Source organism: Aliihoeflea aestuarii (genome assembly GCF_024105665.1).
Classification (GTDB): Bacteria; Pseudomonadota; Alphaproteobacteria; order Rhizobiales; family Rhizobiaceae; genus Aliihoeflea; species Aliihoeflea aestuarii.
The window spans coordinates 764,702-790,372 of record NZ_JAAAMK010000001.1 but is presented as its reverse complement, the minus strand read 5'-3'; the positions used below and the strand labels follow the sequence as shown (position 1 = coordinate 790,372).

Genomic DNA, 25,671 nt, shown 5'->3' with positions numbered 1-25,671 from the left:
GTGAACCCCGGAGGCGGGCAGCGATGCGCATCCTTCTGACCGGAGCCAGCGGTTTTGTGGCGAGGGCGTTTCTCGAACGACACGGGAGCGCCCACGACGTCACGATCCTCGGCCGCACGGCGCCGTCCGGCGTTGCATGCCCGCTGTCGCTCGCAACGGCGGATCTTGGCGATCCGTCGTCCACCGCCGATGCGATCGCGCGGCTGGAGGACGGTCCCGCGTTCGACGTTATCCTGCATCTGGCGGTGTCGCGCCTGCATCGCCACTTTCCCGAGACCGCGCTCGATCTCTTCCACGTCAATGTGCATTCGACGGCGTTGCTGATGGATTTCGCCCGCCGAACGGGCGTCGGGCATGTCTTGGTGGGATCGACAGGCACGGTCTACGACGTGCCCTTTGGACATGCCGCTCGCGAAAGCGACTATCTGCCACCGAAATCGTATTTCGCCGCGACCAAGCAGGCAGCCGATTCGCTCGCTGCTCAATACCGGCCGCTTTTCCCGGTCACGGTCCTGCGCTTCTTCGTGCCCTACGGGCCGGGCCTGAGGGGCCGCATGCTCAACGGCATGATCGCGAGCATCGGCGAGGGACGTCCGATCTCCGTGCCCACGGGCCACCCGGCGCTGACCTTTTCGCCGATCTACATCGACGACGCCGTTGCCGTGATTGTGCGCGCGCTCGACGAGCGCTGGAACGAGACGGTGAACGTCGCCACCGGCGAGGCCGTATCGCTGGAGGAGGCCGGACGTCTGATCGCAGGCAGGCTGGGCCGCGAACTTCTCGTCGAGCGTTCCGGGACAGGGCCGGCGCCTTATCTCGTGCCGGACGTCGGCAGGCTGCGGGCAAGAATGCCCGACCACGCGTTCACCGGGTTCGAAGACGGTCTCGACAGGCTTCTGGCGGGCTGACGACGCGGCGCAGATCAGGACATCACATATTGACGACCGGCGCCCGCAAACTTCTATATCTCGTGACCGAGGACTGGTTCTTCCGGTCGCATTTTCTGTCGCGCGCCCGCGCGGCGCGCGACGCCGGCTACGAAGTCGTGGTCGCGGCGCGTTATCGAAACGGGACGGCCTGGGCCGAGAAGGAAGGTTTTCGCACGGCGACAATCGACTTCGACCGCGCTGGTCTCAACCCTTTCGGGGAAACCGCGATGATCGGCCGGATCGCAGCGCTCTATCGGCGCGAGAGGCCGACGCTCGTCCATCACGTCGCGCTGAAGCCCATCCTTTATGGCAGTGCGGCCGCGCGTCTGTCGGGCGTGCGCAACATCGTCAATGCGCCGGTGGGGCTTGGATTCGTCTTCACCTCGACCAGCCCCAGAGCGCGTTTTCTTTCGCCGATCGTCGGCACCGCGCTACACCTGCTTCTCAATCCGCGCGGCAGCAAGGTTGTGCTGGAAAACGGCGACGACCTGCACTGGCTGGCCGAACGGGGTGCTCTGCGAAAGAGTGACGCGGTCCGGATACCGGGCTCGGGCGTCGACGTGCGCCAGTTCGCGCCCTCGCCGGAACCCGAAGGCCCGATCGTGGTGCTGATGATCGCGCGCATGCTGGCGGACAAGGGTGTCCGCGAGTTCACCGCCGCAGCACGGATGCTTGCCGGCGGTAACCTGCCCATCCGGTTTTTGTTCGCAGGCGCGCCCGATCCGTCGAACCCGACGTCCATTTCGCAGGGCGAGCTTCGCCGCTGGCAGGATGAAGGTGTGGTGGAATGGCTGGGGATGCGCGAAGACGTACCCGACCTTTTGCGCGCCAGCCATATCGTGGCGTTGCCGTCCTATCGCGAAGGATTACCGAAGGTCTTGCTGGAGGCCATGGCGGCGGGCCGCCCGATCGTGGCGACGGATGTTCCGGGCTGCCGCGAGGCGACGCGCGACGGCGAGAACGGGCTGCTGGTGCCGCCGCGCGATGCGAAGGCGCTTACGGATGCCATTGTGCGCCTTGCAGCGGACAGGCCGCTGAGGGCGCGTATGGGGGCGAACGGCAGGGCGAGGGCGGAGCGTGAATACGCCGCCGAGGTTGTCGACCGACAGACGCTCGAACTTTACGCGACCTTCGATTCCGGGACCCGCTGACGGCGGGGGAGCTTTAATATGTTTTGAAGCGTCGCTTCGACAGGCGATAGGCTTGCGTCACGAACCACAACGCCGGACGGGCAAGCAATTTCCGCCGGGAAGGCCGCAGACGATGCCAGACGGTTCTCAAAAGCTCGATGGCCGCCTGCCGATGCGATTCAAGCGCCAACTGGTTTGACGCGTCGCCGACACGAATGACGAATCCGCATCGGCCGGGACGACGGCTCGAGCGCCGCGAAATCGAGGGTGTGCAGCATCGAGCTTGAATTTTGCCCACAGAGTTGGATAGCAGCAAGGTGGAAACTGGCACGGACAAGAGGAAACGCGTTTGAAGATCGTCATTACGGGTCCGACCGGCTTCGTGGGCAGGCAGCTCGTTCCCGTGCTCATTCGCGCGGGGGCGACATTGCTGCTGGTCGCTCGCAATCCGGCGTATGCCCGGCGGCTCTTTCCGGGTGTGGCGGCGTGCGGCCTCGATGAACTGGACGAGCGTGGACGAGGTTTCGACACGCTCGTCCATCTCTCCGTACTCAACAACGACGCTTCGGCATCGGATGACGAGTTTCGGCGCGTGAATGTCGACCTGTTGATGGAAACGCTCGAAGCGGCGGACAAAGCGGGTATACCGCGTTTTGTGAACGTCTCTTCCGTCCACGCCCTCGAGCCCGGCAACCACACCGCCTATGCGCGCACCAAGAGAGAAGCTGCAGCGCGGGTGCGCGATGTCGCGTCTCCCGTCGTGACGACGGTTTACATGCCTCCCGTCCATGGCACCCGATACGGTGGAAAGCTGTATTTCCTCAACCGGTTTCCAAGCGGGATCGCCCGGCGGTTGCTTCATATTCTTTCCGCATTCCGCCCCGTTCTGGATGTCGCCGTACTGGCCGATTTCATCGTCGCGGGAATGCCGGATGCCGACCTGCGGGAAGTCGTGCTGTCGGACGGCCAGCACGGCAACAACGTCTATCTTTCGACGAAGCGAACGATCGATGTCGTGGCTTCCGTGCTTTTTCTGGCGACGTTCTGGTGGCTGTTGGCGATCATCTGGGCACTGGTGCGGATGCAATCGTCCGGCCCCGCCATATTCGCGCAGACCCGGGTGGGCCTTCATGGGCGCGAATTCACGCTCTACAAGTTCAGGACGATGAAGCTCGGCACGCCGCACACGGCGTCCCACGAAGCGTCTGCCGGCGCGATCACCCGTCTTGGCCATTTCCTGCGCCGGACCAAGCTCGACGAATTGCCGCAGCTATGGAACGTGGTGCGCAACGAGGTCAGTCTCGTCGGGCCTCGGCCCTGCCTGCCGTCCCAGTCGGCTCTTGTAGAGGCTCGCAAACGTCGCGGGGTCCTCGCCTTGAAACCGGGAATAACCGGCTTGGCGCAGGTCAACGGTGTCGATATGCGGGAACCGGAATATCTTGCGAAATGGGACGCGCGCTATCTGGCGCTGCGCTCGATCGTGCTCGACGTGAAGATCTGTATCGCCACTGCCCTTGGCGGGGGAGGGGGAGACGCCGTCACGACGCCGGGACGGCCCGAGCGAAAGGGCCGATAATGGGTCTTCGGGAAGAAAGTGCATCCGGATCGATCCCGCTGACCGTCATCATTCCCGTTCACGATCGACAGCAGCAGTTCGAAAAGGCATTGCAAAGCGTCGCGGCACAGCCTGTGCGCCCTCGGCGCGTCGTGGTCGTCGACGACGGTTCCGCGACTCCGGTCACGATCCCGAAGGAACCCGGTGAACGGCTGGACATCACATTGATCAGGCAGGCCAACAAGGGGGCGGCGGCTGCGCGCAACACCGGGTTGAAGACGGCGGCGACGGACTGGGTGGCATTCCTCGATTCCGACGATGTGTGGGTGTCCGGCACGCTGGAGGATCGTTGGCGAACGGTCAGCGTGGACCAGGCCAGGAAGCGCGATCCGAAGGTCATCTATGGCTGGTCATGGATCGATCGCGACGAAACCGGTCGATACCTTACTAAGCGGCACCCCTGCGGCTCGGATGATCCGGGCGACTTCGCCGCTGGCTGTTGGTTTTCGCCGGGGTCCTGCATCATGCTGAACGGCGCCGAGGCGGTGGGCCGGGCAGGGTATCAGGATGAAACGCTTCAGCGTCTCGAAGATTACGACTGGTTTCTTGCGCTTGGCCTGCAGGGATTTCGTCTTTCGGTTCATCCGGACGTGTGCGCGAAGATCGAGATCAGGCGGCAGGTCGATCCCGAGCGGCTGGAAAACGCGCTACGCGCGCTGCGCTGCAAATGGTCGCACCGGCTGGCGCAGGCGCGATTGCTGAACAGGATGAACAGCTATTTCGACCTCGAGGCCGCGAGTGCCAACTACTACAAGGGTCACCGCGCGAAGGCGGCGTTCCTGATCGCCCGATCCTTGTGGACCTATCCCCGCCTATCTCTAAGCACAACGCCCGGCTGGGTCATCGAGCGGGATTGAAATCGTCGAGCTTGGCCGTGACAGACCGATCGACCGGATGCTAGAACCCCCGCCAATATCGGGGTTCGGGTTTGGAAGGGCAAACGTGCAGTTGCTGACAGTTTTGATCGTCGCACTCGGCGCAGCAGCTTGCGCGCGCCCGCTGGCACCGGTCCTCGGACGAATGACGGGTGTGGTGCTGGCGCTCGTCCCGTTCGCTCTTTTCGTATATTTCCTGTCGCAGCTCGGCGCGGTTGCCGGCGGTAATGCGCTGATCGAAACGCTTTCCTGGGCGCCTTCGCTCGGGGTCGATATCGGCTTCCGTCTCGATGGCTTCTCCCTGCTCTTCGCGTTGCTGATCACCGGCATCGGTACCCTCGTCGTCATCTATGCTGGCGCTTACTACGCTGAAAAGCCAGCATCGGAAGGCGGACGCTTCATCGCGTTCATTCTCATGTTCATGACGGCTATGCTCGGCACGGTTCTCGCCGACGATCTCATCGTCATGTTCGTGTTCTGGGAGGCGACCAGCCTCATCTCATTCGCGCTGATCGGCTTCGACGCGCGAACCTACGAGGCGCGCAGGGCCGCGCTCCAGTCGCTTCTGGTGACTGGGGGCGGGGGGCTCGCGCTGTTCGCAGGCATCCTGCTGATAGGCGCCGAACTTGGAACCTTCTCGTTCAGCGAAGTTGCGCTGCGCGCCGACGAGTTGGTGGCGAGTCCGCTCATGCCGGCGATCCTTGTTCTCGTCCTGGTCGGCGCATTCACGAAGTCGGCGCAGGTGCCGTTTCAATTCTGGCTTCCCAACGCGATGGCCGCGCCGACGCCTGCGTCCGCCTATCTGCATTCGGCCACCATGGTGAAGCTCGGCGTCTATCTCCTCGCCCGGTTCGATGAAATCTTCGCGTCGGTCCCGGCCTTCGGCACGACTCTCGTCATCGCCGGTTCGCTGACGATGCTGGTCGCCGCCTTCGAGGCGCTGCGCGCCACCGGCTACAAGGCGGTGCTGGCTCAGTCGACCGTCGCCTCGCTCGGCATTCTGGTCATGCTGATCGGTCTCGACGGCGAAGTCGCGCGCGTCGCGACCATCGGATTCATCATCGCACACGCCTTCTACAAGGCTGCCCTGTTCTTCTGCGCCGGAACCGTGATCCATGCCACCGGCATAGCGGGCCTGCGCCGGCTGGGCGGTCTGGCGCGTTTTCTCCCGTTCACGGCGGCAGCGGCGGTCCTTGCCAGCCTTTCGATGGCGGGCCTTCCGCCCTTCGCCGGGTTCATCGCCAAGGAATTTCTTTTCGAGGCGCAGCTTGAAAGCGGCTGGAGCGTCGTTCCCATCGCCATCGCGGTCATCGTCAATGCCGTCATGGTCGCCGTCGCCGGCGTCGTCGCGCTCAAGCCTTTCTTCGTGAAGCCCGAGCGCGACGTGAAGCTGAAACATGGCGAGACGGCCGGCATGCTGGCCGGGCCGTTTGTCCTTGCGCTGGGAGGCATCGCGATGGGCATTGCGCCGAATACCATGATGCGTTCGCTCGTCGAACCGGCGGCAAGCGCGCTTGGCGGCGAACGGGTCGACGTCTCGATCTCGCTGTGGCATGGGCTGACGCCGATGCTGGCTTTGAGCGCCGCGGTCGTGACCATCGGCGCGCTGGTCTTCTTCAACTGGCGCACCATTCACGTCACGCTGCGCCGTCAGCGCCTCATCCATGATCTGTTCGGGGACCGCGGTTATCAAAAGGTGCTGGATTTCGTGCTCGATATGGCGCAAGCCTCGACACGTTTCCTCCAGAACGGAGACCAGCATCGCTATACGGCGGTGGTGCTGGCGAGCGCCGTTTTCATCGTCGCCTTCGGCGTGATCGTCGGCAGCGGCATGTCGGGCTTTTCGGCTGTCGGCGAGATGAACGTCCCCGTCCTGATCGTTCTGGCGGTGGCTGTCGTCGGCGGCTTTGCGGCGGTCGGGTCCCGCTCGCTGATCGCCGCCGTGGTCGCGGTCGGCATTGTCGGTTTCGCAGCCGCGATCATCTTCATGCTCAACGGCGCGCCGGATCTGGCGCTGACGCAGTTCTCCGCCGAGGTGCTGCTGGTCCTGATCCTCACCGCCGTCCTGATGCGCATACCAACCTCGCGCGAGCAAAGCCGCACCATCGGCGAGCGCCGGTTCGACCTCATGCTGTCGGTCGCCTTCGGCATCGTCATCTTCGTCGGCGTGGCCTCGATGACCTCATCGCCGCTCGACATGCGTCTGTCGGAATTCTTCGCGCAGTCGAGCTATGTGGACGCTTTCGGACGCAATGTCGTCAACGTGATTCTGGTGGACTACCGCGCCATCGACACGCTCGGCGAGATTGCGGTCGTCGGCTTCGCGGCCATCGGCGTGTGGGCGCTGTTGCGGCGGCTGCCCGCCCGCAAGAAGGGGAGCTGACGCCATGCCTTCTGTCATTCTGGCCACGATGGCCCGGCCGTTTTGGGTCATCATGCTCGCCGCGTCCGTCTATATCCTCCTGCGCGGCCATAACGAGCCGGGTGGCGGTTTCGTGGGGGGGCTGATGGCCGCTGCGGCCTTCGCCATGCTCGCCTTCGCCAACGGCGTCGACGCGGCGCGCCGCGCGCTATATTTCCACCCCGTAGTTCTGGTCGGCGCTGGCGTTCTGGCTGCGATCGTCAGCGGCATCCCGGGCCTCTTCACGACTGGTTCGTTCCTGACCCATCTTTGGCCCGAGGTCGCCGGCATCAAGCTTGGCACGACGATCCTGTTCGACATCGGCGTTTATCTCGTCGTTCTCGGCGGTGTGCTTTGCCTCATCCTGCGCCTTTACGAGGATGACGACGAATGAACCTGATCTTTGCCTTTGCGCTCGCCTGCCTCATGGGCTGCGGCGTCTACCTTCTTTTGTCGCGCAACATCATGCGCATGATCCTTGGTATCTCGCTTCTTTCGGCGGCGACGAACCTGCTTCTGTTCGTGTCCGGCCGGACGGGCCGCACGGTTCCGCCAGTCATCGAAAGCGGCATCGAGACGCTCGGCGCCGAGGCGGCGAACCCGTTGCCGCAGGCGCTGATCCTCACAGCGATCGTGATCGGCTTCGCGCTGACCGCGTTCGTCGCGGCGCTTGCTTTGCAGACCTGGCGCTCCTTTGGCACGCTTGACGGGCGCAACGTCAATGCCGCAGAGGAACTCGGCACGCCCTTCGACGACGAAAGCGTGACCAAATGACGGAATCGGCTATCGACATGCTTCTTTTGTGGCCGCTCGCCATTCCGTTCGCGACCGCCGCCATCTGCGCTTTCGCTGTCAGCGCGCCGCGTATTCAGCGCATCGCCGCCGCCATCGGTCTTGCCGCCATGTTCGTCATGTCGGTGTTGCTCGTCTGGGCCGTCTTTCGTGACGGCATTCTGGCGATGCAGTTCGGTTCATGGGCGCCGCCCTTCGGCATCACCTTCGTCGCGGACCGGTTCAGCGCTTCCATGGTGCTGGTCACGGCAATCCTTGCGGTCGGTGTCGCGATCTTCGGCATATCCGACATCCGTCGACGTCAGGAAAAGGCCGGCTTCTATCCGCTGTTCATGGGATTGCTGACCAGCGTCAACGGTGCATTCCTGACCGGTGACATTTTCAACCTCTATGTCTGGTTCGAGGTGATGCTGATCACCGCGCTCGGCCTGATCCTGCTCGACCGCACGCGCGCGCAGGTCGACGGCGCGATGAAATATCTGGTGCTGAACCTCTTCGCCACGCTTCTCTTCCTGATGGCGATCGCGCTGCTTTACGGCGTCACCGGAACGCTCAACATGGCCGATCTGGCGCGGGTGCTGCCGGAGACGGAGATGTCGACCGCGCTGACCATTTCGGCAATGCTGTTCCTCATCGGCTTTGGCACGAAGGCGGCATTCTTTCCCGTCTTCTTCTGGCTGCCCGCTTCCTACCACGCCGCCTCGATCGTCGTGTCCGCGCTGTTCGCGGGCCTTTTGACGAAGGTCGGGGTCTATGCCTGCTTCCGGGTCTTCACGCTGTTCTTCGATGTCGATGCAACGGGAATCCGCCCCCTGATGGGCTGGGTGGCGGCAGGCACGATGCTGTTCGGCGTCTTCGGCGCGGCGGTACAGTGGGATGTGCGGCGCATCCTCGCCTTCCACATCATCAGCCAGATCGGCTACATTCTGCTCGGCCTCGCCATCGCCACGCCGCTCGCCTTCGCCGGCGCGATTTTCTATACGATCCACCATATCATCGTGAAGGCGAACCTGTTTCTTCTCGCCGGCGCGATCTACCGAGCGACGGGCACCTACGACCTTCGCAAGGCAGGCGGGCTGATGGCGAGCCGGCCGCTTCTTGCAGCGCTGTTCGTCATTCCCGCCCTGTCGCTGGCCGGCCTGCCGCCTTTCTCGGGCTTCTGGGCCAAATTCATGGTAATCGACGCGTCGCTGCAAGGTGGAGAGGCGCTGCTTGCCGCCGTTGCCCTGTTCGTCGGCCTTATGACGACCTTTTCCATGAGCAAGATCTGGATGGAAGCGTTCTGGAAGCCGATGCCTCGCTCGCGCAAGGTGCGCACGACGCTGCCCGGACTCATGCTCCTGCCGATCGGACTGCTCGGCACGGTCACCGTCTTCATCGGCCTCAACCCCGAGCCGCTGGTCGCGTACTCGCAAGCGGCCGCGGCCGAGTTGCTGGACGCATCCGGTTACATTCAGGCGGTGCTGGGGCAGAGCGGAGGTGCACAATGAACCGCGTTTCCTGGCCGGTGCGCATCTGGCGCATCACCCTTCTGATCTTCGTCCTCCTGCGCGAATTGTGGCTTTCGTCCATCGCCGTCGCGCGCGCGGTCTTTGCTGAAAAAGGCTCGCAATCTTCGGCAATCGTCGCCGTGCCGCTCAAATTGCGCACCGATCTGGGCATCACGACGCTGGCGAACTGCATCACGCTGACGCCGGGGACGACATCGCTGCATGTCAGCGATGACCGGTCCACCATCTATGTCCATGCGCTCGATTCGGAATCGGCGGAGGAAGTCGTCGAATCCATCGCGGTCGCGTTCCAGAACCGTATTGCGGAGATCGAGGGATGATCGAAACCGTCGACAATCTTTTGACCGGCGCCGCGATGGTGCTTCTCCTTCTGACCATGGTGCCGCTGGCAATCTCGGCATGGCGGATGATCGTCGGACCCGGCTACGCCAATCGCTTCATCGCACTCGACATGCTGACCGGCGTCGCCGTCGCCGTCGCCGCACTGACGGCGGTTGCGACCGCGCGGCGCGAATTCCTCGACATAGCGTTCGGCGTGGCGTTGATCGGCTTCATCGCCACCTGCGCTTTCGCCGCGCTGCTGGAACGCAAGGGAGACGACCAATGATCGTCGCCATCATCGCGATCCTGCTCAAGCTCGTCGGCGTCGGCTTCCTGTTCGTCGCCGCGCTCGGCATATTGCGCCTGACCGACCCGTTCCAGCGCATGCATGCGTCGACCAAAGCCGGCACGCTGGGTGCGGGGCTGGTCGTCGCCGGCGCGACGGTCGCGATCGGCACGACGATGGCCATCGTCATCGGTTTTCTGACGGTCGTGTTCCTGCTTCTGACCGTACCGGTAGCGGGGCACCTTCTGGGCCGCGCGGCCTATGTGTCGGGAGCAAGCCTCAACGTAGCCAGCGGGCGCGATGCGCTGGAAGGCGTCCTGCCGCGCCGCAGCGGCGACACGGACGAACCCGTCAAACAAGACTGAAAAGGCCGGGCTTCATGCCCGGCCTTTTTCCGTTAGGCCTTGCCGTAGCCGCCTGCTGTCGGCGTGATGACCGTCACGGCCTCGCCCGCTTCGAGCGTCGTCTGATCGCAACCCTTGAGCACCTCGATCGTGCCGTCAAGTCGGCGCACTTCCGTGCTGCCGAGCTGGCCTTCGTCGCCGCCCGCGACGCCCTGCGGCTTCACGGAACGGTGCGACGACAGGATCGCGCAATCCATCTTCTGCCGGAAGCGCAGGGTCCGCGTCGTCCCGTTGCCCGCATCGACCTTGCCCTTCCCGCCCGATGCGTCGCGCAGTGCGAAGTTTTCGAGCACGATGGGAAAACGCATTTCGAGAATTTCCGGGTCGGTCAGGCGCGAATTCGTCATATGGACGTGGACGCCCGACGTGCCGGCGAAAAGCCGCCCGTCATTCATCCGGCCCGCTGGCGAGCCGGAGCAGATCGTCTCGTAATACTGGTACTCGTTGTTGCCGAAGGTCAGATTGTTCATCGTTCCCTGGCTGTTGGCGATCGCATCCAGCGCGCCGAAGATGGCATTGGTGACGTGCTGGGAGGTTTCGACATTGCCGGCGACGACCGCTCGGGGATAGGCGGGCTTGAGCATGCAGCCATCCGGGATGATGATGCGGATCGGACGCAGGCACCCGGCATTCATCGGGATCGGCGCTTCCACCATCACGCGGAAACAGTAGAGGACCGCCGCCCGCGCGACCGGTTCGGGCGCGTTGAAGTTGTTTTCGATGGCGTCCGACGTGCCGGTGAAATCGACCGTCGCCGTGCGTGCCTCGCGGTCGACAGTGATCTTCACCTTGATCGTCTGGCCGGTGTCGGTCGGGTATTCGTATTCGCAGTCTTCGAGGCGGCCGATCAGCCGCGCGACCTCTTCGGCGGCGTTGTCCTGAACGTGGCCCATATAGGCCTGCACCACGTCCAGCCCGAACTCATCGACCATGCGGCGAAGCTCCGCCGCGCCGCGTTCGTTGGCAGCGATCTGGGCTTTCAGGTCGGCGATGTTCTGCGCCGGGTTGCGGGCGGGGTAGGGGTGGTCGGTCAGGAGAGTGTGAAGCTCGGCTTCGCGAAACTCACCTTGCGCGACGAGACAGAAATTGTCGATCAGCACGCCTTCCTCATCGACGGTGGTGGCGAGCGGCGTCATCGAGCCCGGTGCCGTTCCGCCGACATCGGCATGGTGGCCTCGGCTGGCGACCCAGAACAGGATGCCCTTGCCCGCATCGTCGAAGACGGGGCTGACGACGGTGATGTCCGGCAGGTGCGTGCCGCCATTATAGGGTGCGTTGAGTGCGAAGACGTCGCCGGGACGGATCCGGCCTTCGTTGAGGCGGATGATCGTCTCGACCGAGCGGTCCATCGACCCAAGATGCACGGGCATGTGCGGCGCGTTGGCGACGAGTGCGCCGGTCTGGTCGAAGACCGCGCAGGAAAAGTCCAGCCGCTCCTTGATGTTGACCGAATGCGCCGTGTTCTGGAGTGCGAGGCCCATCTGCTCGGCGATGTTCATGAAAAGATTGTTGAACACTTCGAGCAGGATCGGATCGGCCTGCTTCGTGCCGATCGCCTGGCTGCGCGCCATCTTCTCGTGTCGCGAAAGCACGATGTGGTCGGCGCTCGTCAGGCATGCCGTCCAGCCCGGCTCCACCACGATGGTCTGGTTCGCCTCGATGACGAGGGCAGGGCCGCGCACGCGGTCGCCCGCCTCCATGCCCTCGCGGCGGAAGACGCCGGCATCGTGCCATGTACCGCCCGAAAAGACCTTGATCGACTGGTCGCTGGACGCATCGCGTCCGGCTTCGTCGGAACGTGTCGCAGCGGTGTCTTCCTCGCCGGCCTGCCAGCCCTCGATTTCGACCGCCTCGATGGTGACCGGCTTGCCCGGCGTGATGAAGCCGAACTGCGCCTTGTGCATGGCCTCGAAGGCGGCGCGAACGGCAACGAGATCGCCGTCGAAGACGACGTCGAGCGCGGTGTCGGTGCCGTCATAGCGCAAATGCAGCTTGGTGCGGGTCGTCACGTCGTCGCGGGCGAGGCCCTGTTCGACGAGTTCGGAGAGAACGGCTTCCGACAACTCGCCCGCCAGCGCGTCCATCGCCGCGCGGCTGTCTTCCGAGAGAGGCTTGACGAGCCCCTGCTGGCGGCTGGCCGTGACGGTGGCAAGCCCCATGCCATAGGCTGACAGAAGGCCCGACAGCGGATGGATGAGAATGTCTTCCATGCCGAGCGCGTCGGCGACGAGACAGGCGTGCTGGCCGCCCGCGCCGCCGAAGGAATTCAAGACGTAGCGCGTCACGTCATAGCCGCGCTGCACGGAGATTTTCTTGATCGCGTTCGCCATGTTTTCCACAGCGATCTTCAGGAAACCTTCCGCGACTTCTTCCGCCGAACGGCCTTCGCCGACGCTGGATGCGATCTCGGCGAACTTTGCCGCGACCGTCTCGCGGTCGAGCTTCTGGTCCTGATCGGGGCCGAAGATGGCCGGGAAGAGGTCGGGGTTGAGCTTGCCGAGCATGACGTTGGCGTCGGTCACGGTCAGCGGTCCGCCGCGACGGTAGCAGGCCGGCCCCGGATCGGCGCCGGCCGAATCAGGGCCGACGCGGAAGCGGCCGGGATCGGCATGAAGGATCGAGCCGCCGCCGGCGGCGACCGTGTGGATGCGCATCATCGGCGCGCGGATGCGCACGCCGGCGACTTCCGTGTCGAAGGCGCGCTCATAGTCGCCCGCCGAGTGGGCGACATCGGTGGACGTGCCGCCCATGTCGAAGCCGATGACGCGGGCAAAACCTGCCTGATCGGCGGTGCGCACCATGCCGACGACGCCGCCGGCTGGGCCGGACAGGATCGCGTCCTTGCCGCGGAAGCGGTCGGCTGCCGTCAGGCCGCCCGACGACATCATGAATTGCAGCGTCGGTCCCGCCTCACCGGCAGGTGTTGCGCCGAGAATACGCGCGACGCGGCTGACATAGCGCGACAGGATCGGCGACAGATACGCGTCGACGACGGTGGTGTCGCCGCGCCCGACAAGCTTGACGAGCGGCGAAACCTCGTGGCTGACCGAAATCTGTGAAAAGCCGATCGACTTCACCAGTTCGGCAAGCTTCGCCTCATGCGCCGGGTTGCGCCAGGAATGCATCAGCACGATCGCGACGGCGTCGATACCGTCCGCGCGGGCGGATTCGAGCTTGCCGCGCAGCGCGCTCGAGTCGAGCGGTGTCTCCACTTCACCATCTGCCAGAAGGCGTTCCTCGACTTCCTCGACGCGCTCGTAAAGCTGCTCGGGAAGGACGATTTCCTTGGCAAAGATGTCGGGCCGCGCCTGATAGGCGATGCGCAACTGGTCGCGAAAACCCTTGGTGATCAGCAACAGCGTGCGCTCGCCCTTGCGCTCCAGAAGCGCATTCGTGGCGACCGTCGTGCCCATGCGCACGGTGCCGATCGGGGCGGATGGCAAATCGTCCATGCTCGCGGCACCCACCAGACGGCGGATGCCCTCGATGGCCGCATCCTCGTAGACGCCCGGATTTTCCGAAAGCAGCTTCATCGGGTGCAACTCGCCTTGCGGGTCGCAGCCGATGACGTCCGTAAACGTGCCGCCGCGATCGATCCAGAAATCCCATTGACCCGCACGGGCATCCAAGTGCTGCGACATCTATTGTTTCTCCGTTCCACCTCTGGACGATACGGTCTTGCGCCGCTCGCTGACAAAATGTTGACAAATTGCCAATGAGCCGTCAACCTCACTTTTGACGCCACGTTAGGCGCCGAGAAAACGGACCGATCAAATCAGGTCCGCAACCGACAGAGGGAAAATCGAAGATGAAGCATTTCGCACGCGCCGGCTTTCTCGGCGCCACACTCGCCGCGCTGACCACCGCATCCGCTTTCGCCCAGACCGCCTGGGACATGCCGACGCCCTACGCCGACGGCATTTTCCACACACAGAACATCATCCAGTTCGCCGATGACGTGCGCGAGGCGACCGGCGGCAGCCTCGACATCACCGTGCATTCGGCCAATTCGCTCTTCGGCCATGCCGAAATCAAGGATTCGGTTCAGGACGGCATCGTGCCGATCGGCGAATTCCTTCTGTCGCGCCTGGCCAATGAAGATCCGATCTTCGCGCTCGATTCGATCCCGTTCCTCGCCGCTTCCTATGACGAAGCCGAAAAGCTGTGGGCCGTTTCCCGCGAGGCCGTTTCTGCCAAGCTCGCCGAGGACGGCCTGACCGTGCTTTATGCCGTCGCCTGGCCGGGCCAGAGCCTTTATTTGCGTCAGGAAGTGACCGACCCGGCCCAGATGCAGGGCCTCAACTTCCGCGCCTACAACGTGGCGACCGAGCGCCTTGCGGCGCTTTTGGGCGCGACGCCGACGCAGGTCGAGGAAACCGACATTGCGACCGCTTTCTCGACCGGCCGTGTCGAAGCCATGATCACATCGCCTTCGACCGGTGCGAATGCCAAGGCATGGGACTTCGTCAGCCACTACATCGACACACAGGCTTGGCTCCCCAAGAACATCATCGTCGTCAACACCGACGCATTCGAAGCCTTGACCGAGGAAGAACAGGCAGCGGTTCTCGAAGCCGCAGCCGCCGCCGAGACGCGCGGCTGGGCAATGTCGCGCGAAGAGACGGACGCCAAGATCGCCGAGCTCGAGGCCGGCGGCATGCAGGTCTCGCAGCCATCGGAAGCCCTCGCGGCCAAGCTCGCGGAAGTCGGTGAGACGATGACCGCCGAGTGGACCGAGCAGGCGGGCGAGGAAGGTCAGGCGATCATCGACGCCTACCGTAACCAGTAAGAGCCGAAGCCGGGCGGAACGTTTCGCATCGAACCGAAAACTGTCTCGGTCGACGCCATGACGGTCCGCCCTGTCGCTTTTCAGGGATAATCCACAATGCGCAAGGCACTCGATGCCCTCTACGGCGCCGCTCTCGTCGGCGCCTGCCTTTCCATGATCCTGATCGCGTCTCTGGTGTTTCTCCAGGTTCTGGCGCGCCTTCTCGACCGTGTCGTCATGCTCTTCGGCATGCCGCGCTTTGGCTTCATCGTCCCGTCGCTAGCCGAAATCGGCGGCTTTCTGTTCGTCGCGTCAGCGTTTCTGGCATTGCCGGCCGCACTTCGTTCTGCCGGTCATGTGCGCGTCACGCTGGCCTTGCGCTATCTCGGCGCGCGCGGCGACCGCATCATGACCGGCTTCGTGCTTCTTGTGGCACTCGCGCTCGCAGTTTTCGCGACATGGTCGATCGGAGCTTTGACGATGTCGTCCTACACCCGCGGTTCGCTGTCCTACGGGCTTGTCGCCATCGCGCTGTGGATTCCGCAAGCCGTCATGACGACGGGTCTCGGCATTCTCGTCATCGCATTGGTCGATGAGCTTCTGGCGGTTCTGCGCGGCGGCGATGCGGCATTCCGCACTATCGAACGCAATCGCGAGATCGACGAGGGAGCGCACTGATGGATATCGGTCTTCTCTCTCTCCTGCTCGTCGTCGTCCTTTTCGGCTTCCTCCTGTCGGGCCTGTGGGTAGGTTTTTCGCTGATGGCGGTCGGTCTCGTCGCCATCGAGGTCGCGACGAACGTGCCCGCCATGTCGGTCTTCGCTCGCCGTGTCTGGGGTTCGATGAACGTATGGGACCTGACGGCCCTGCCGATGTTCATCTGGATGGGCGAAATCCTGTTCAGGTCGAAGCTGTCGGCCAATATGTTCGAGGGCCTTGCGCCCTTCACGCGTCGGCTTCCGGGCCGTCTCCTGCACGTCAACGTTTTCGGCTGCGCGCTTTTCGCTGCCGTGTCAGGGTCATCGGCCGCTACCACCGCCACGGTCGGGCGCATGTCGCTGCCCGAACTGAAGCGGCGCGGCTATGACACGAGCCTGTCCATCGGCACACTGGCAGGCTCGGGCACGTTCGGCTTCCTGATCCCGCCATCGATCATCATGATCGTCTACGGCGCGGCGACGGAGCAGTCGATCGCACGCCTGTTCCTTGCGGGTGTCGTTCCGGGCCTGATGCTGGCGGCCATGTTCTCCGCTTTCATCATGATCTGGGCATTGATGCACAAGGATCGCATGCCGCCGAAGGAGCCGTCGACGACATGGGCCGAAAAAGGCAGGGCGCTGACGCTGCTCATGCCAACCGTATTGTTGATCGTCGCCGTGATCGGTTCGATCTATGCGGGTCTAGCGTCGCCGACCGAGGCGGCAGTGATCGGGGTCGTCGGTTCGCTCGCCATCGCCTGGTTCTCCGGCGGTCTCGACTGGGAGGGCTTCGTCACCTCGCTGCGCGGATCGGCGATCACATCCTGCATGATCGCCTTCATCCTCGCCGGTGCGTCGTTCCTGACAGTCGCGATGGGCTTCACGGGCATCCCGCGCACGCTGGCGCAACTGATCGGCGACATGGGACTTTCCCACTATGCCCTGATCGCCGCACTGCTCGTGTTCTTCATCGTCATAGGCTGTTTCCTCGACGGCATCTCGATCGTGGTGCTGACGACGTCGGTAATCCTGCCGATGGTACTTGCGGCCGGCATCGATCCGATCTGGTTCGGCGTCTTCCTCGTCATGGTCGTTGAGATGAGCCAGATCACGCCTCCTGTCGGGTTCAACCTGTTCGTCATCCAGTCGATAACGGGCCGGGGAATCTTCCAGGTCGCGCTTTATGCACTGCCCTTCTTCCTGATCCTGATGCTGGCGACGGCCGTCATCACCGTCTTTCCGGAGATCGTCCTATGGCTACCAGGCACGATGATGAGCAACTGACGCGCGCCTTGGTGGGGCCGGTGGTATCATCGGCCCACCTCGCCAATTCCAGCCTTCCGGCCCTGTCGGAGCTGGAATTCGCGATGACCATGGCGAGCCATGCGTTTCAGCGCTGGATCGTCCGCTGCACCACCGCAGCAGACGGCCCGGCGCTTTCGCCGCTCGAAGTGCTGATCGTCCATCTGGTCAATCACCGTGAACGACCCAAGACTTTGGCCGACATCTGTCTCGTCCTCAACATCGAGGACACGCATCTTGCCAATTACGCGATCAAGAAACTGGCCGGGCACGGGCTGGTGAAGTCCGGCCGCCACGGCAAGGAAAAGACGGTTGCAATCACCGAGGCGGGAACGAAATTGTGCATGCGCTATCGCGAAATTCGCGAGGCGCTGGTCGTCAACGCCGCGCGCCAGCTCGGACATGATCCGCAAGAGATTTCGCGGCTTGCCGGGCTTTTGCGCGCACTGTCGGGCGCTTACGATCAGGCGGCGCGGGGCGCGGCGTCGCTGTGATGGCGATTCTGGAATTCATGGCGCGCAACGGGCGCATGATGCTGATTGCGGGCCTCGTCGCCGGCATCGCGCTGCCGGGCCTCGCGGTCATCCTGCGTCCGTGGATCGCACCGATGATCGTGGCGCTCTTGTTCCTCGCGGTGCTGCGGCTGGGTCCGGAAGGTCTCGTCGCCGGTTTCAAGGGCATTCATCGCGCCATCGGCCTTGCGCTTTTCTTCCAGCTTGCCCTGCCGCTCATTGCTGCCGGCATTTTCGCCGTCGCGGGCGTGCTGACGCATCCGCTTGCAATGGGTGTCGTGCTGGTGCTGGCGGCAGCGCCCATAACCGGAAGCCCCAACATCACAGCGATGACCGGCGGCGACCCCGCGCCCTCGCTGCGCCAGCTCGTTCTTGGAACGGCGATCCTGCCGCTGACGGTCGTTCCGGTCTTCCTCGTCATGCCGGCTTTCGGCGATGCGGGCGACGTCGCGAGCGCGGCGGCATGGCTCCTGCTGCTCATCGCGATTGCCGGCGGCGTCGCCATCGCGCTGCGTCTGTCGGGAATTGTCAGGGGCACGCCGCGCGCAATCCTTGCGATGGATGGCACTGCCGCACTGTTGCTCGGCCTCGTCGTCATAGGCATGATGTCGGCCATCGGCCCCGCAATGACCGGAAATCCCCTCGGCCTTGCCGCAACGCTTCTCGTTGTCTTTTCGCTCAACATGGGGCTTCAGCTTGCCGCAAGCACGATCGCGGCCAGAAGCAGCCCGGCGGCCGCACCCGCGATCGGCATTGCGGCTGGAAACCGCAACGTCGCGCTTTTCCTGAGCGTCCTGCCGGCCCAGACGGCCGACATGCTTTTGCTCTTCATCGGCTGTTTCCAGATTCCGATGTACCTCACGCCGATCGTGCTGAATCGCTGGTACGGGAAGCTTGCCGGCAGAGTGTGAGCCGATTTGCTGAAGAGCTGGGCACTTATCCAAATTGCTTAATCCGGCATCGAATTTCACTTGACCCGCCCCACGCACGGCTACAATCTATTTGTGCAAACAAATAAAAGGGGAACCCTCATGCGTCTCGTTTCAACTCTGAGCGTCGCGGCCGCTATAGCCCTGTCCGGGACGATGACCGCGAATGCGCAGACCGTCGATGTCAATGTCGGCCTGTCCGGGTGGACGGGCTTCGCGCCGCTGACGCTCGCGAAGGAGGCCGGCATCTTCGAGAAGAACGGTCTCAACGTCACCTTGAACAAGATTCCGCAGGCAAGCCGCCATCTCGCCATCGCCTCCGGCGATATCCAGTGCGCGGCGACGACGGTCGAGACATGGATCGTGTGGAACGCAAACGGCGTCGCCACCACCCAGATTTTCCAGCTCGACAAGTCCCATGGAGCCGACGGCATGGCCGTGCGCGCGGACGTGGAAACCGTCGAGGATCTGAAGGGCAAGACAATCGCGGCATCAGCACCTGGCACTGCACCTTACTTCTTCCTGGCCTGGATATTGCACGAGAACGGCATGACGATGAATGACGTGCGCGTCGTCAATCTGGAGCCGGGACCGGCCGCGCAGGCTTTCGTCGCCGGCCAGAACGATGCCGCAATGACCTACGAGCCCTATCTGTCGACCGTCCGCGACGCGCCCGATTCCGGCAAGATCCTCGCCACGACGCTGGATTATCCGGCGATCATGGATTCCTTCGGCTGCACGCCGGCCTTCCTCGAAGAGCACCCAGAAGCCGCCAAGGCGCTTGCCGACAGCTATTTCGAAGCCGTCGAGATGATCGAGGCGGATCAGGAAAACGCCTATGAGATCATGGGCGCCGACGTGAACCAGACAGCGGAGCAGTTCGGCAATTCGGCGCAGTTCCTCGAATGGCAGGACCGCGCGGCGAACCAGACTTTCTTCGAAGGCGAATGGCAGGAGTTCTCCGAAGCCGCCGCCGATCTTCTCCTGGAAGTCGGCGTCATCCGCGAAAAGCCTGAGATCGCGGGCCTCGCCGATCCGAGTTTCATCCAGGATTGAAATCCGTGAGGCCGGCAGCGCATCTCGCGTTGCCGGCCTGTCGCTCCATTGTCCAAGAGTGTTCTCATGATCCGACCTTTCCAGCCGGTGCAGCCCCAGGCGCGCGCAATGCTCGGGATCGGCTTTTTCGTCCTCTTCGTCGGCGTCTGGTCGATCTTCACCTTCGGCGGCTACGTGCCGCGCCATTTCCTCGTCGATCCGGTCACCATGCTGGGTGACGGATGGTATCTTCTGACCCAGCGAAACTTTCTCTACGACATCGGCATGACCGTCTGGCGCGTGGTCGGCGGCTTCACCATCGCGGCCGCCATCGGCGTGCCGATCGGTATTGCCATGGGCACCTACAAGCCGATCGAGGCGCTGCTGGAGCCGTTCGTTTCCTTCGCGCGCTATCTGCCGGCATCGGCCTTCGTGCCGCTGCTGATCCTTTGGGCCGGCATCGGCGAAGCGCAAAAGCTGTCGGTGATCTTCCTCGGCGTCTTCTTCCAGATCGTGCTCATGGTCGCCGGATCGGTGGCCGCGACCCGGCGCGATCTCGTGGAGGCGGCCTATACGCTCGGCGCGTCGGATAGCGGCGTCGTGCGGCGCGTTCTCCTGCCGTCCAGCGCGCCCGACATCGCCGAAATCCTGCGGCTCGTGCTCGGCTGGGCGTGGACCTACGTCATCGTCGCCGAACTGATCGGCGCGTCGTCGGGCATCGGCTACATGATCATCAACAGCCAGGCGCTGATGGCGACCGGCCAGATCATTTTCGGCATCATCGTCATCGGGCTGATCGGCCTGATCTCGGATTTCCTTTTCAAGTCGGTCAATCGCTGGCTGTTCGCATGGAGGTTTGCGTGAGCGAACTCGTCATCGAGGGCCTCGGCCGCACCTTTCCCGGCGTGAAGGGCGGAAAGCCGACCGTCGCGCTGCAACCCACGAACCTGACCGTCCCCGCCAACGACTTCGTCACCATTCTTGGGCCGTCGGGCTGCGGAAAATCGACCCTTCTGCGCATCATCGCGGGGCTCGACCAGCCGACGACCGGCCGGGTGATGCTCGACGGCGTGGAGATCAAAAGGCCCGGCCCGGATCGCGGTATGGTCTTCCAGTCCTACACGCTGTTTCCCTGGCTGACGGTCGAGGACAACATCGCCTTCGGCCTGCGCGAAAAGGGCATGCCGGCCGCACAGCGCCGCGACATCGTCGCGTCCTATATCGACAAGGTCGGCCTCAAAGGTTTCGAGAAGCACTGGCCGAAGCAATTGTCGGGCGGCATGCAGCAACGCACGGCGATTGCCCGCGCGCTCGCCAACGACCCGAAGATCCTGCTTCTTGACGAGCCCTTCGGCGCGCTCGACAACCAGACACGCGGACTGATGCAGGAACTGCTGCTCGGCATCTGGGAACGCGAAAGCAAGATGGTGCTGTTCGTCACGCACGACATCGAGGAGGCGATCTTCGTCGGCTCGCGCGTCGTCACAATGTCGGCGCGGCCGGGGCGGATCAAGTCCATCGTGCCGGTCGACCTGCCGCACCCGCGCGAATACACGATCAAGTCGAGCCCGGAATTCAGCCGCCTGCGGGCGCACCTGACCGAGGAGATCCGCTCCGAAGCGATCCTGGCCGACAAGGCGCACTGACGCGCCCTGTCGGTAAAGGTGTCACCCGCGCGTCTTGCCTGCGGCCATGACGCAAAGAAGCTCGAACATCATCGTCGCGCCGGCAATCGCCGTCATGCCCGCGAGATCGAAGGGCGGTGCGACTTCGACGACATCCGCGCCGACGATGTCGACGCCTTCGAGCAGGCGCACCATTTCCTGCGCTTCGCGCGTGGTGAAGCCGCCGATCTCGGGCGTGCCGGTTCCCGGCGCCTGCGACGGATCGATGCTGTCGATGTCGAAGGTGACGTAGGTGGGTTCGCTGCCGGCGATCGCCCGCGCCTCGTCCATCACATCGGTCGCGCCCCGGCGAACGAATTCCTCCATATAGATGATGCGCACCCCTTGCGCGAGCGCCCAGTCGTGCTCGCCTGCGTCATAGATCGAGCCACGGATGCCGATCTGAACGAAACGCTTGGGATCGATCAGCCCTTCCTCGATCCCCCGGCGGAACGGCGTTCCGTGCGTGAACGGGTTGTCGCCGAAATAGGTGTCGTTCGTATCCGAATGCGCGTCGAAATGGATGAGCCCGACCGGCCGCTTTGCCGCGACCGCCCGCAGGACGGGAAGCGTCGTCAGATGATCGCCGCCCGCCGCCAGCGGCCGTGCTCCATGCTTCACGATATCCGCGATGCCGTTCTCGATGCGCGCCAGCGCGTCCATGAGATCGATCGGATTGACCGACACGTCGCCGACATCGGCCACGTTGCACAATTCGAACGGCGCGATCTTCGAGACGTGATGCACCCTGCGCATCAGGCTCGACTGGTTGCGCACCTCGCGCGGGCCGTGGCGCGCACCGGGCCGGTTGGTCGTCCCGCCATCCCACGGAATGCCGACGAGCGCGATATCCAGCCCTTCCGCCGAGGTCACGGCGGGCAGCCGCATGAAGGTGGCAGGCCCCGCAAAGCGGGGAACGACCGCTCCGTCGACGGGTTGGTGGAAGTTCTTCGTCATCGGCCGTTCTCCTTCGGGTTCAGCGTTCGCCCTTCTGATAGGGGATCATCAGGGCTTTCGGATAGGTCGCCCGCCGCGCCATCACGACGAGGGCGAGGATCGACAGGACATAGGGCATCATCAGGAAGATCTGGTACGGCACGACGCCGCCCGTGATCTGCTGGAGCCTGACCTGATAGGCGTCGAAGGCGGCGAACAGAATGGCGCCGAGCAGCGCCTTGCCCGGCCGCCACGAGCCGAAGACGACGAGCGCGATGCAGATCCAGCCGCGTCCGTTCACCATCTCGAAGAAGAAGGAATTGAAGGCGGACATGGTCAGGAACGCACCGCCGACCGCCATCAGCGCCGAGCCGACCATGACCGCGCCCATGCGGATCGCCGTGACGGACATGCCCTGCGCCTCGACCGCCGCGGGGTTCTCGCCCGCCGCGCGCACGGCAAGCCCCAAAGGCGTGCGGTAGAGCACCCACGCGACGACGGCCACGGTCACGAACGCCAGATAGGTCAGCGGCGTCTGGTTGAAGAGCGCGGGGCCGAGGATGGGTATGTCGGACAGATAGGGCACGGCCCAGTTGCGGAACGGCTCGATGCGCGGCGGCGACGAGACCTGCGGCAGCACGACCCGGTAGGTGAAGTAGGTGAGGCTCGTCGCCAGAAGCGTGATGCCGATGCCGACGACATGCTGCGACAGGCCGAGCGGCACCGTCAGCGTTCCGTGCAGGAGGCCGAACATCGCACCCGCCAGCGCCGCGATCGCGACGCCCATCCAGAGGTCACCGCCCGCATAGACCGTCACCCAACCGGCGAACGCACCCGCCACCATGATGCCTTCGATGCCCAGATTGAGCACGCCCGCGCGCTCGCAGATCAATTCGCCCATCGTGGCGAAGATCAGCGGCGAGGCGATGCGGATCGCCGCCACCCAGAACGACGCGGTGAAGAGGATTTCGAAAGCGTCCATCAGCGCCACCTTATGCGATAGCGCGACAGCATGATCGCTGTCACCATGGTCAGGAGCGAGGTCGCGACCATCACGTCGGCGATGTAACTCGGCACTCCGGCGGCGCGGCTCATCGCATCGGCTCCGACGAATATGCCGGCGACGAAGATTGCGGCGGCGACGACGCCGAGCGGGTTCAGCATGGCAAGCATGGCGACGACGATGCCGGTGTAGCCGAAGCCCGGCGACAGATCGAGCGTCAGATTGCCCTTGAGCCCGGCGACCTCGGAAAAGCCTGCCAGCGCGGCAAGCCCGCCGGAAATCAGCGCGGTCTTCATGAGAACGCCGTTGACCGGAATGCCGGCGAAGCGCGCGGCTTGAGGATTGTGCCCAACCGCGCGCATCTCATAGCCGAGCGTCGTTTTCTTCATGATGAACCAGATCGCGAACGCCGCGACGAGCGCGATGACGAAGCCATAATGAAACCGCCGTCCCTGAATGATGCGCGGCAGGCGTGCATCTGCCGCCACCATCTGCGATTGCGGCCAGCCGAGCCCCATCGGGTCCTTGAGGACACCCTCCAGAAGCATGGAGACGAACAGCAGCACGATGAAGTTCAAGAGCAGCGTCGTCACCACCTCGTCGACGCCGAAGCGCGTCTTGAGGATCGCGGGGCCGAGAAGCATGAGACCGCCGGCGACCATCACCGCGATCATGATGACGGGGATGAGGATCGGCGCGGGCAGCGGTAGCGCGCCGGTGCCCAGCACCACCGTCACCACGCCGCCGATATAAAGCTGCGCCTCCGCGCCGATGTTCCAGAGTTTTGCCCGGAACGCGACGGCGACGGCAAGCCCAGTGAAGATCAGCGGCGTCGCGCGCGTCAGCGTTTCCAGCAGTGCGAATTGCGAGCCGGCAGCGCCTTTCGCGACCAGCACAAAAACCGGCAGCGGGGAAGCGCCGGCTGCAAGCACCAGCAGCGACGTGACGACGAGCGTCACCGCAACAGCGCCGACAGGATAAAGAACGAGCATGGCCATGGAGGGCCGGGGTTTTGCTTCCAGCCTCACGCGGCGTTCTCCATGCCGTGTCCGGCCATCAATTCGCCAAGCTGCGCCAAACTGCGCTCGCCCCGCGCGAAGGCGGGCGTCAGACGCCCCTTCGAGATGACGTGAACGCGGTCCGACAGCCGCAGCACCTCGTCCAGATCTTCGGAAATCAGCAACACTGCCGCGCCGCGATCGCGCGCCTCGATCAGCCGTTCGTGCACATAGGACACCGCACCGATGTCGAGGCCGCGCGTCGGCTGGTTCGCGAGGATGACAACAGGCTGCGGGTCGAGCGCACGGCCAAGGATCAGCTTTTGCATGTTGCCGCCCGAAAGAAGCCGGATGCGCGCATCGGGGGAGGGGCACTTGACCTCATAATCCCGCACCAGCTTTTCGGCGAAGGCACGCGCGGCGTGCCAGTCGACAAGGCCGCGCCGGCTGAATTGCGGGTCGCGATAGCGCTCGGAAATCACGTTTTCCATGACGCTCATATCGGCGATCGAGCCGACCGCGTGTCGATCTTCGGGGATGCGCGCGATGCCACGCGCGAGCGCGTCGCGCGGCGACCATTCGGTAATCCGCTCCCCGGCGACAACCATCGTCCCGCCGGACGGCGCGATCATGCCCGAAAGAAGATCGGCAATCGCGCCCTGCCCATTGCCCGACACGCCGGCCAGTCCCGTAATGACACCCGCGCGCAGTTCAAGGGAGACATCGTCAAGCTGTGTCCCTTCGCCATTGGTGGAAACGCCAGTCAGTTCGAGAAGAACCGGTCCGGGTGCACGCGGTTCGGCCTGCGGCAGAACGATTTCGCGGCCGACCATCAGCGCGGCCAGTTCCTGACGCGTCGTCTCGTCCGTCACGCGCTCGCCCGCCACCTTGCCGCCACGCAAAACGACGACGCGGTCGGAAACGGCCATCACCTCGTTCAGCTTGTGGGAGATGAAGATGATTGACAGGCCCTTGGCGACCAGCAGCTTCAGCGTCCGAAACAGAGCCTCCGTCTCGCCGGGCGTCAGCACCGCCGTCGGTTCGTCGAGAATGAGGATGCGGGCCTCGCGATAAAGCGCCTTCAGGATTTCGACGCGCTGCCGCTCGCCCACCGCCAGTGCCGAAACCGGCTTGTCGGGGTCGACCGCAAGCCCGAAGTCGCGCGCCAGTTCGGCGATGCGCGCCCGCGCGCCGCGCCGGTCGAACCGCCACGACCACGCGCTTTGCGTACCGAGCGCTATGTTTTCCAGAACGGTCATGTTGTCGGCCAGCGTGAAATGCTGGTGGACCATGCCGATGCCGGCATCGAGCGCCGCGCGGGGATCGCCCGGCGCGATCGGCTGGCCGAACGCCGTGACGCTTCCTTCATCGGCCACGTAATGTCCGAAGAGGATGTTCATCAGCGTCGTCTTGCCGGCGCCGTTCTCGCCCAGAAGCGCGACGACTTCGCCGCGTTCCAAGGTGAGATCGATGGCGTCGTTGGCGACGAGCGCGCCGAAGCGTTTGGTGATGCCGGACAGGCGCAGAACCGGCTGCGCGCTGTCCGAAGGTGCGGTGCTCAT

24 protein-coding genes are annotated in these 25,671 nt (G+C 64.1%); 19 read left to right on the top strand and 5 right to left on the bottom strand.

Translation table 11 applies throughout. The annotated features are described in order from the left end of the window. The first annotated feature begins 23 nt into the window (after positions 1-23). The 11 genes from GTW25_RS03905 (at position 24) to mnhG (ending at position 10,225) form a co-directional block, all read left to right on the top strand. A complete protein-coding gene (locus tag GTW25_RS03905; protein ID WP_252910545.1) occupies positions 24-908 on the top strand; it encodes an NAD-dependent epimerase/dehydratase family protein in 885 nt (294 codons plus the stop codon). Positions 909-937: 29 nt separating this feature from the next. Continuing rightward, positions 938-2,080 carry a glycosyltransferase family 4 protein gene (locus GTW25_RS03900; protein ID WP_252910542.1) on the top strand — a complete coding sequence of 381 codons (1,143 nt, stop codon included), beginning with the start codon at positions 938-940 and terminating at the stop codon, positions 2,078-2,080. A 328-nt stretch (positions 2,081-2,408) separates the two neighbouring features. Further along, on the top strand, positions 2,409-3,635 hold the full coding sequence (locus tag GTW25_RS03895) for a hybrid nucleoside-diphosphate sugar epimerase/sugar transferase (RefSeq protein ID WP_252910541.1): 1,227 nt from the start codon (positions 2,409-2,411) through the stop codon (positions 3,633-3,635). Next, positions 3,635-4,531, top strand: a complete 897-nt coding sequence (locus GTW25_RS03890) for a glycosyltransferase family 2 protein (protein WP_252910539.1) — start codon at positions 3,635-3,637, stop codon at positions 4,529-4,531. The genes GTW25_RS03895 and GTW25_RS03890 overlap by 1 nt, the downstream gene beginning before the upstream one ends. Before the next feature lie 85 nt (positions 4,532-4,616). Next, entirely contained in the window at positions 4,617-6,932 is a 2,316-nt protein-coding gene (mbhE, locus tag GTW25_RS03885) for a hydrogen gas-evolving membrane-bound hydrogenase subunit E (RefSeq protein ID WP_252910538.1), read from the top strand. Between the two features lie 4 nt (positions 6,933-6,936). Further along, the gene (locus tag GTW25_RS03880; protein WP_252910536.1) at positions 6,937-7,344 is read left to right on the top strand and encodes an MnhB domain-containing protein; all 408 of its coding nucleotides are present in this window, start codon (positions 6,937-6,939) and stop codon (positions 7,342-7,344) included. Then, positions 7,341-7,724: a sodium:proton antiporter gene (locus GTW25_RS03875; protein WP_252910534.1), complete on the top strand. Its 384-nt coding sequence runs from the start codon at positions 7,341-7,343 to the stop codon at positions 7,722-7,724. Before GTW25_RS03880 ends, GTW25_RS03875 begins: the two co-directional genes overlap by 4 nt. Then, a complete protein-coding gene (locus tag GTW25_RS03870; RefSeq protein ID WP_252910533.1) occupies positions 7,721-9,232 on the top strand; it encodes a Na+/H+ antiporter subunit D in 1,512 nt (503 codons plus the stop codon). Before GTW25_RS03875 ends, GTW25_RS03870 begins: the two co-directional genes overlap by 4 nt. Continuing rightward, positions 9,229-9,573, top strand: a complete 345-nt coding sequence (locus GTW25_RS03865; protein WP_252910531.1) for a Na+/H+ antiporter subunit E — start codon at positions 9,229-9,231, stop codon at positions 9,571-9,573. Before GTW25_RS03870 ends, GTW25_RS03865 begins: the two co-directional genes overlap by 4 nt. Further along, positions 9,570-9,860 (top strand): MrpF/PhaF family protein, encoded by a 291-nt coding sequence (locus GTW25_RS03860; protein WP_252910530.1) that lies wholly within the window; start codon positions 9,570-9,572, stop codon positions 9,858-9,860. Before GTW25_RS03865 ends, GTW25_RS03860 begins: the two co-directional genes overlap by 4 nt. Then, positions 9,857-10,225: a monovalent cation/H(+) antiporter subunit G gene (mnhG, locus tag GTW25_RS03855; protein WP_252910528.1), complete on the top strand. Its 369-nt coding sequence runs from the start codon at positions 9,857-9,859 to the stop codon at positions 10,223-10,225. Before GTW25_RS03860 ends, mnhG begins: the two co-directional genes overlap by 4 nt. 32 nt (positions 10,226-10,257) lie before the next feature. On the opposite strand, the gene GTW25_RS03850 is transcribed toward mnhG, so the two are convergent. Then, the gene (locus tag GTW25_RS03850) at positions 10,258-13,905 is read right to left on the bottom strand and encodes a hydantoinase B/oxoprolinase family protein (protein WP_252910526.1); all 3,648 of its coding nucleotides are present in this window, start codon (positions 13,903-13,905) and stop codon (positions 10,258-10,260) included. Between the two features lie 167 nt (positions 13,906-14,072). Here GTW25_RS03850 and GTW25_RS03845 point away from each other — a divergent pair, with 167 nt between their 5' ends. The 8 genes from GTW25_RS03845 to GTW25_RS03810 all read left to right on the top strand — a co-directional run bounded on the left by GTW25_RS03845 (position 14,073) and on the right by GTW25_RS03810 (position 21,154). Continuing rightward, a complete protein-coding gene (locus GTW25_RS03845) occupies positions 14,073-15,053 on the top strand; it encodes a TRAP transporter substrate-binding protein (RefSeq protein WP_252910525.1) in 981 nt (326 codons plus the stop codon). 96 nt (positions 15,054-15,149) lie between these two features. Next, positions 15,150-15,710: a TRAP transporter small permease gene (locus GTW25_RS03840; protein WP_252910523.1), complete on the top strand. Its 561-nt coding sequence runs from the start codon at positions 15,150-15,152 to the stop codon at positions 15,708-15,710. Continuing rightward, entirely contained in the window at positions 15,710-17,014 is a 1,305-nt protein-coding gene (locus tag GTW25_RS03835) for a TRAP transporter large permease (RefSeq protein ID WP_252910521.1), read from the top strand. The genes GTW25_RS03840 and GTW25_RS03835 overlap by 1 nt, the downstream gene beginning before the upstream one ends. Beyond that, complete coding sequence (locus GTW25_RS03830) at positions 16,984-17,526, top strand: winged helix DNA-binding protein (RefSeq protein WP_252910520.1); 543 nt, start codon at positions 16,984-16,986, stop codon at positions 17,524-17,526. The genes GTW25_RS03835 and GTW25_RS03830 overlap by 31 nt, the downstream gene beginning before the upstream one ends. Further along, entirely contained in the window at positions 17,526-18,455 is a 930-nt protein-coding gene (locus tag GTW25_RS03825) for a hypothetical protein (RefSeq protein WP_252910519.1), read from the top strand. Before GTW25_RS03830 ends, GTW25_RS03825 begins: the two co-directional genes overlap by 1 nt. Positions 18,456-18,575: 120 nt before the next feature. Further along, the gene (locus GTW25_RS03820; RefSeq protein ID WP_252910518.1) at positions 18,576-19,529 is read left to right on the top strand and encodes an ABC transporter substrate-binding protein; all 954 of its coding nucleotides are present in this window, start codon (positions 18,576-18,578) and stop codon (positions 19,527-19,529) included. 66 nt (positions 19,530-19,595) lie between these two features. Further along, the gene (locus GTW25_RS03815) at positions 19,596-20,372 is read left to right on the top strand and encodes an ABC transporter permease (RefSeq protein WP_252910517.1); all 777 of its coding nucleotides are present in this window, start codon (positions 19,596-19,598) and stop codon (positions 20,370-20,372) included. Then, positions 20,369-21,154, top strand: coding sequence for an ABC transporter ATP-binding protein (locus GTW25_RS03810; protein WP_252910516.1), 786 nt, complete (start codon positions 20,369-20,371; stop codon positions 21,152-21,154). The genes GTW25_RS03815 and GTW25_RS03810 overlap by 4 nt, the downstream gene beginning before the upstream one ends. A gap of 21 nt (positions 21,155-21,175) precedes the next feature. Here the strand turns inward: GTW25_RS03810 and speB are convergent, their stop codons facing one another. The 4 genes from speB to GTW25_RS03790 are packed head-to-tail and all read right to left on the bottom strand — an operon-like array spanning position 21,176 to position 25,671. Beyond that, entirely contained in the window at positions 21,176-22,129 is a 954-nt protein-coding gene (gene speB / locus GTW25_RS03805; RefSeq protein WP_252910515.1) for an agmatinase, read from the bottom strand. Between the two features lie 19 nt (positions 22,130-22,148). Continuing rightward, on the bottom strand, positions 22,149-23,090 hold the full coding sequence (locus tag GTW25_RS03800; RefSeq protein WP_252910514.1) for an ABC transporter permease: 942 nt from the start codon (positions 23,088-23,090) through the stop codon (positions 22,149-22,151). Beyond that, a complete protein-coding gene (locus GTW25_RS03795) occupies positions 23,090-24,139 on the bottom strand; it encodes an ABC transporter permease (RefSeq protein ID WP_252910513.1) in 1,050 nt (349 codons plus the stop codon). Before GTW25_RS03795 ends, GTW25_RS03800 begins: the two co-directional genes overlap by 1 nt. Further along, positions 24,136-25,671: an ABC transporter ATP-binding protein gene (locus tag GTW25_RS03790; protein WP_252910512.1), complete on the bottom strand. Its 1,536-nt coding sequence runs from the start codon at positions 25,669-25,671 to the stop codon at positions 24,136-24,138. Before GTW25_RS03790 ends, GTW25_RS03795 begins: the two co-directional genes overlap by 4 nt.

Excerpts from the sequence above, each read along its gene's own strand:
- GTW25_RS03905 (WP_252910545.1), top strand. The coding sequence starts at position 24 with ATGCGCATCCTTCTGACCGGAGCCAGCGGTTTTGTGGCGAGGGCGTTT.
- GTW25_RS03890 (WP_252910539.1), top strand. The coding sequence starts at position 3,635 with ATGGGTCTTCGGGAAGAAAGTGCATCCGGATCGATCCCGCTGACCGTC.
- GTW25_RS03880 (WP_252910536.1), top strand. The coding sequence starts at position 6,937 with ATGCCTTCTGTCATTCTGGCCACGATGGCCCGGCCGTTTTGGGTCATC.
- GTW25_RS03875 (WP_252910534.1), top strand. The coding sequence starts at position 7,341 with ATGAACCTGATCTTTGCCTTTGCGCTCGCCTGCCTCATGGGCTGCGGC.
- GTW25_RS03870 (WP_252910533.1), top strand. The coding sequence starts at position 7,721 with ATGACGGAATCGGCTATCGACATGCTTCTTTTGTGGCCGCTCGCCATT.
- GTW25_RS03865 (WP_252910531.1), top strand. The coding sequence starts at position 9,229 with ATGAACCGCGTTTCCTGGCCGGTGCGCATCTGGCGCATCACCCTTCTG.
- GTW25_RS03860 (WP_252910530.1), top strand. The coding sequence starts at position 9,570 with ATGATCGAAACCGTCGACAATCTTTTGACCGGCGCCGCGATGGTGCTT.
- mnhG (WP_252910528.1), top strand. The coding sequence starts at position 9,857 with ATGATCGTCGCCATCATCGCGATCCTGCTCAAGCTCGTCGGCGTCGGC.
- GTW25_RS03850 (WP_252910526.1), bottom strand. The coding sequence starts at position 13,905 with ATGTCGCAGCACTTGGATGCCCGTGCGGGTCAATGGGATTTCTGGATC.
- GTW25_RS03845 (WP_252910525.1), top strand. The coding sequence starts at position 14,073 with ATGAAGCATTTCGCACGCGCCGGCTTTCTCGGCGCCACACTCGCCGCG.
- GTW25_RS03840 (WP_252910523.1), top strand. The coding sequence starts at position 15,150 with ATGCGCAAGGCACTCGATGCCCTCTACGGCGCCGCTCTCGTCGGCGCC.
- GTW25_RS03835 (WP_252910521.1), top strand. The coding sequence starts at position 15,710 with ATGGATATCGGTCTTCTCTCTCTCCTGCTCGTCGTCGTCCTTTTCGGC.
- GTW25_RS03830 (WP_252910520.1), top strand. The coding sequence starts at position 16,984 with ATGGCTACCAGGCACGATGATGAGCAACTGACGCGCGCCTTGGTGGGG.
- GTW25_RS03825 (WP_252910519.1), top strand. The coding sequence starts at position 17,526 with ATGGCGATTCTGGAATTCATGGCGCGCAACGGGCGCATGATGCTGATT.
- GTW25_RS03820 (WP_252910518.1), top strand. The coding sequence starts at position 18,576 with ATGCGTCTCGTTTCAACTCTGAGCGTCGCGGCCGCTATAGCCCTGTCC.
- GTW25_RS03815 (WP_252910517.1), top strand. The coding sequence starts at position 19,596 with ATGATCCGACCTTTCCAGCCGGTGCAGCCCCAGGCGCGCGCAATGCTC.
- speB (WP_252910515.1), bottom strand. The coding sequence starts at position 22,129 with ATGACGAAGAACTTCCACCAACCCGTCGACGGAGCGGTCGTTCCCCGC.
- GTW25_RS03800 (WP_252910514.1), bottom strand. The coding sequence starts at position 23,090 with ATGGACGCTTTCGAAATCCTCTTCACCGCGTCGTTCTGGGTGGCGGCG.
- GTW25_RS03790 (WP_252910512.1), bottom strand. The coding sequence starts at position 25,671 with ATGAGCACCGCACCTTCGGACAGCGCGCAGCCGGTTCTGCGCCTGTCC.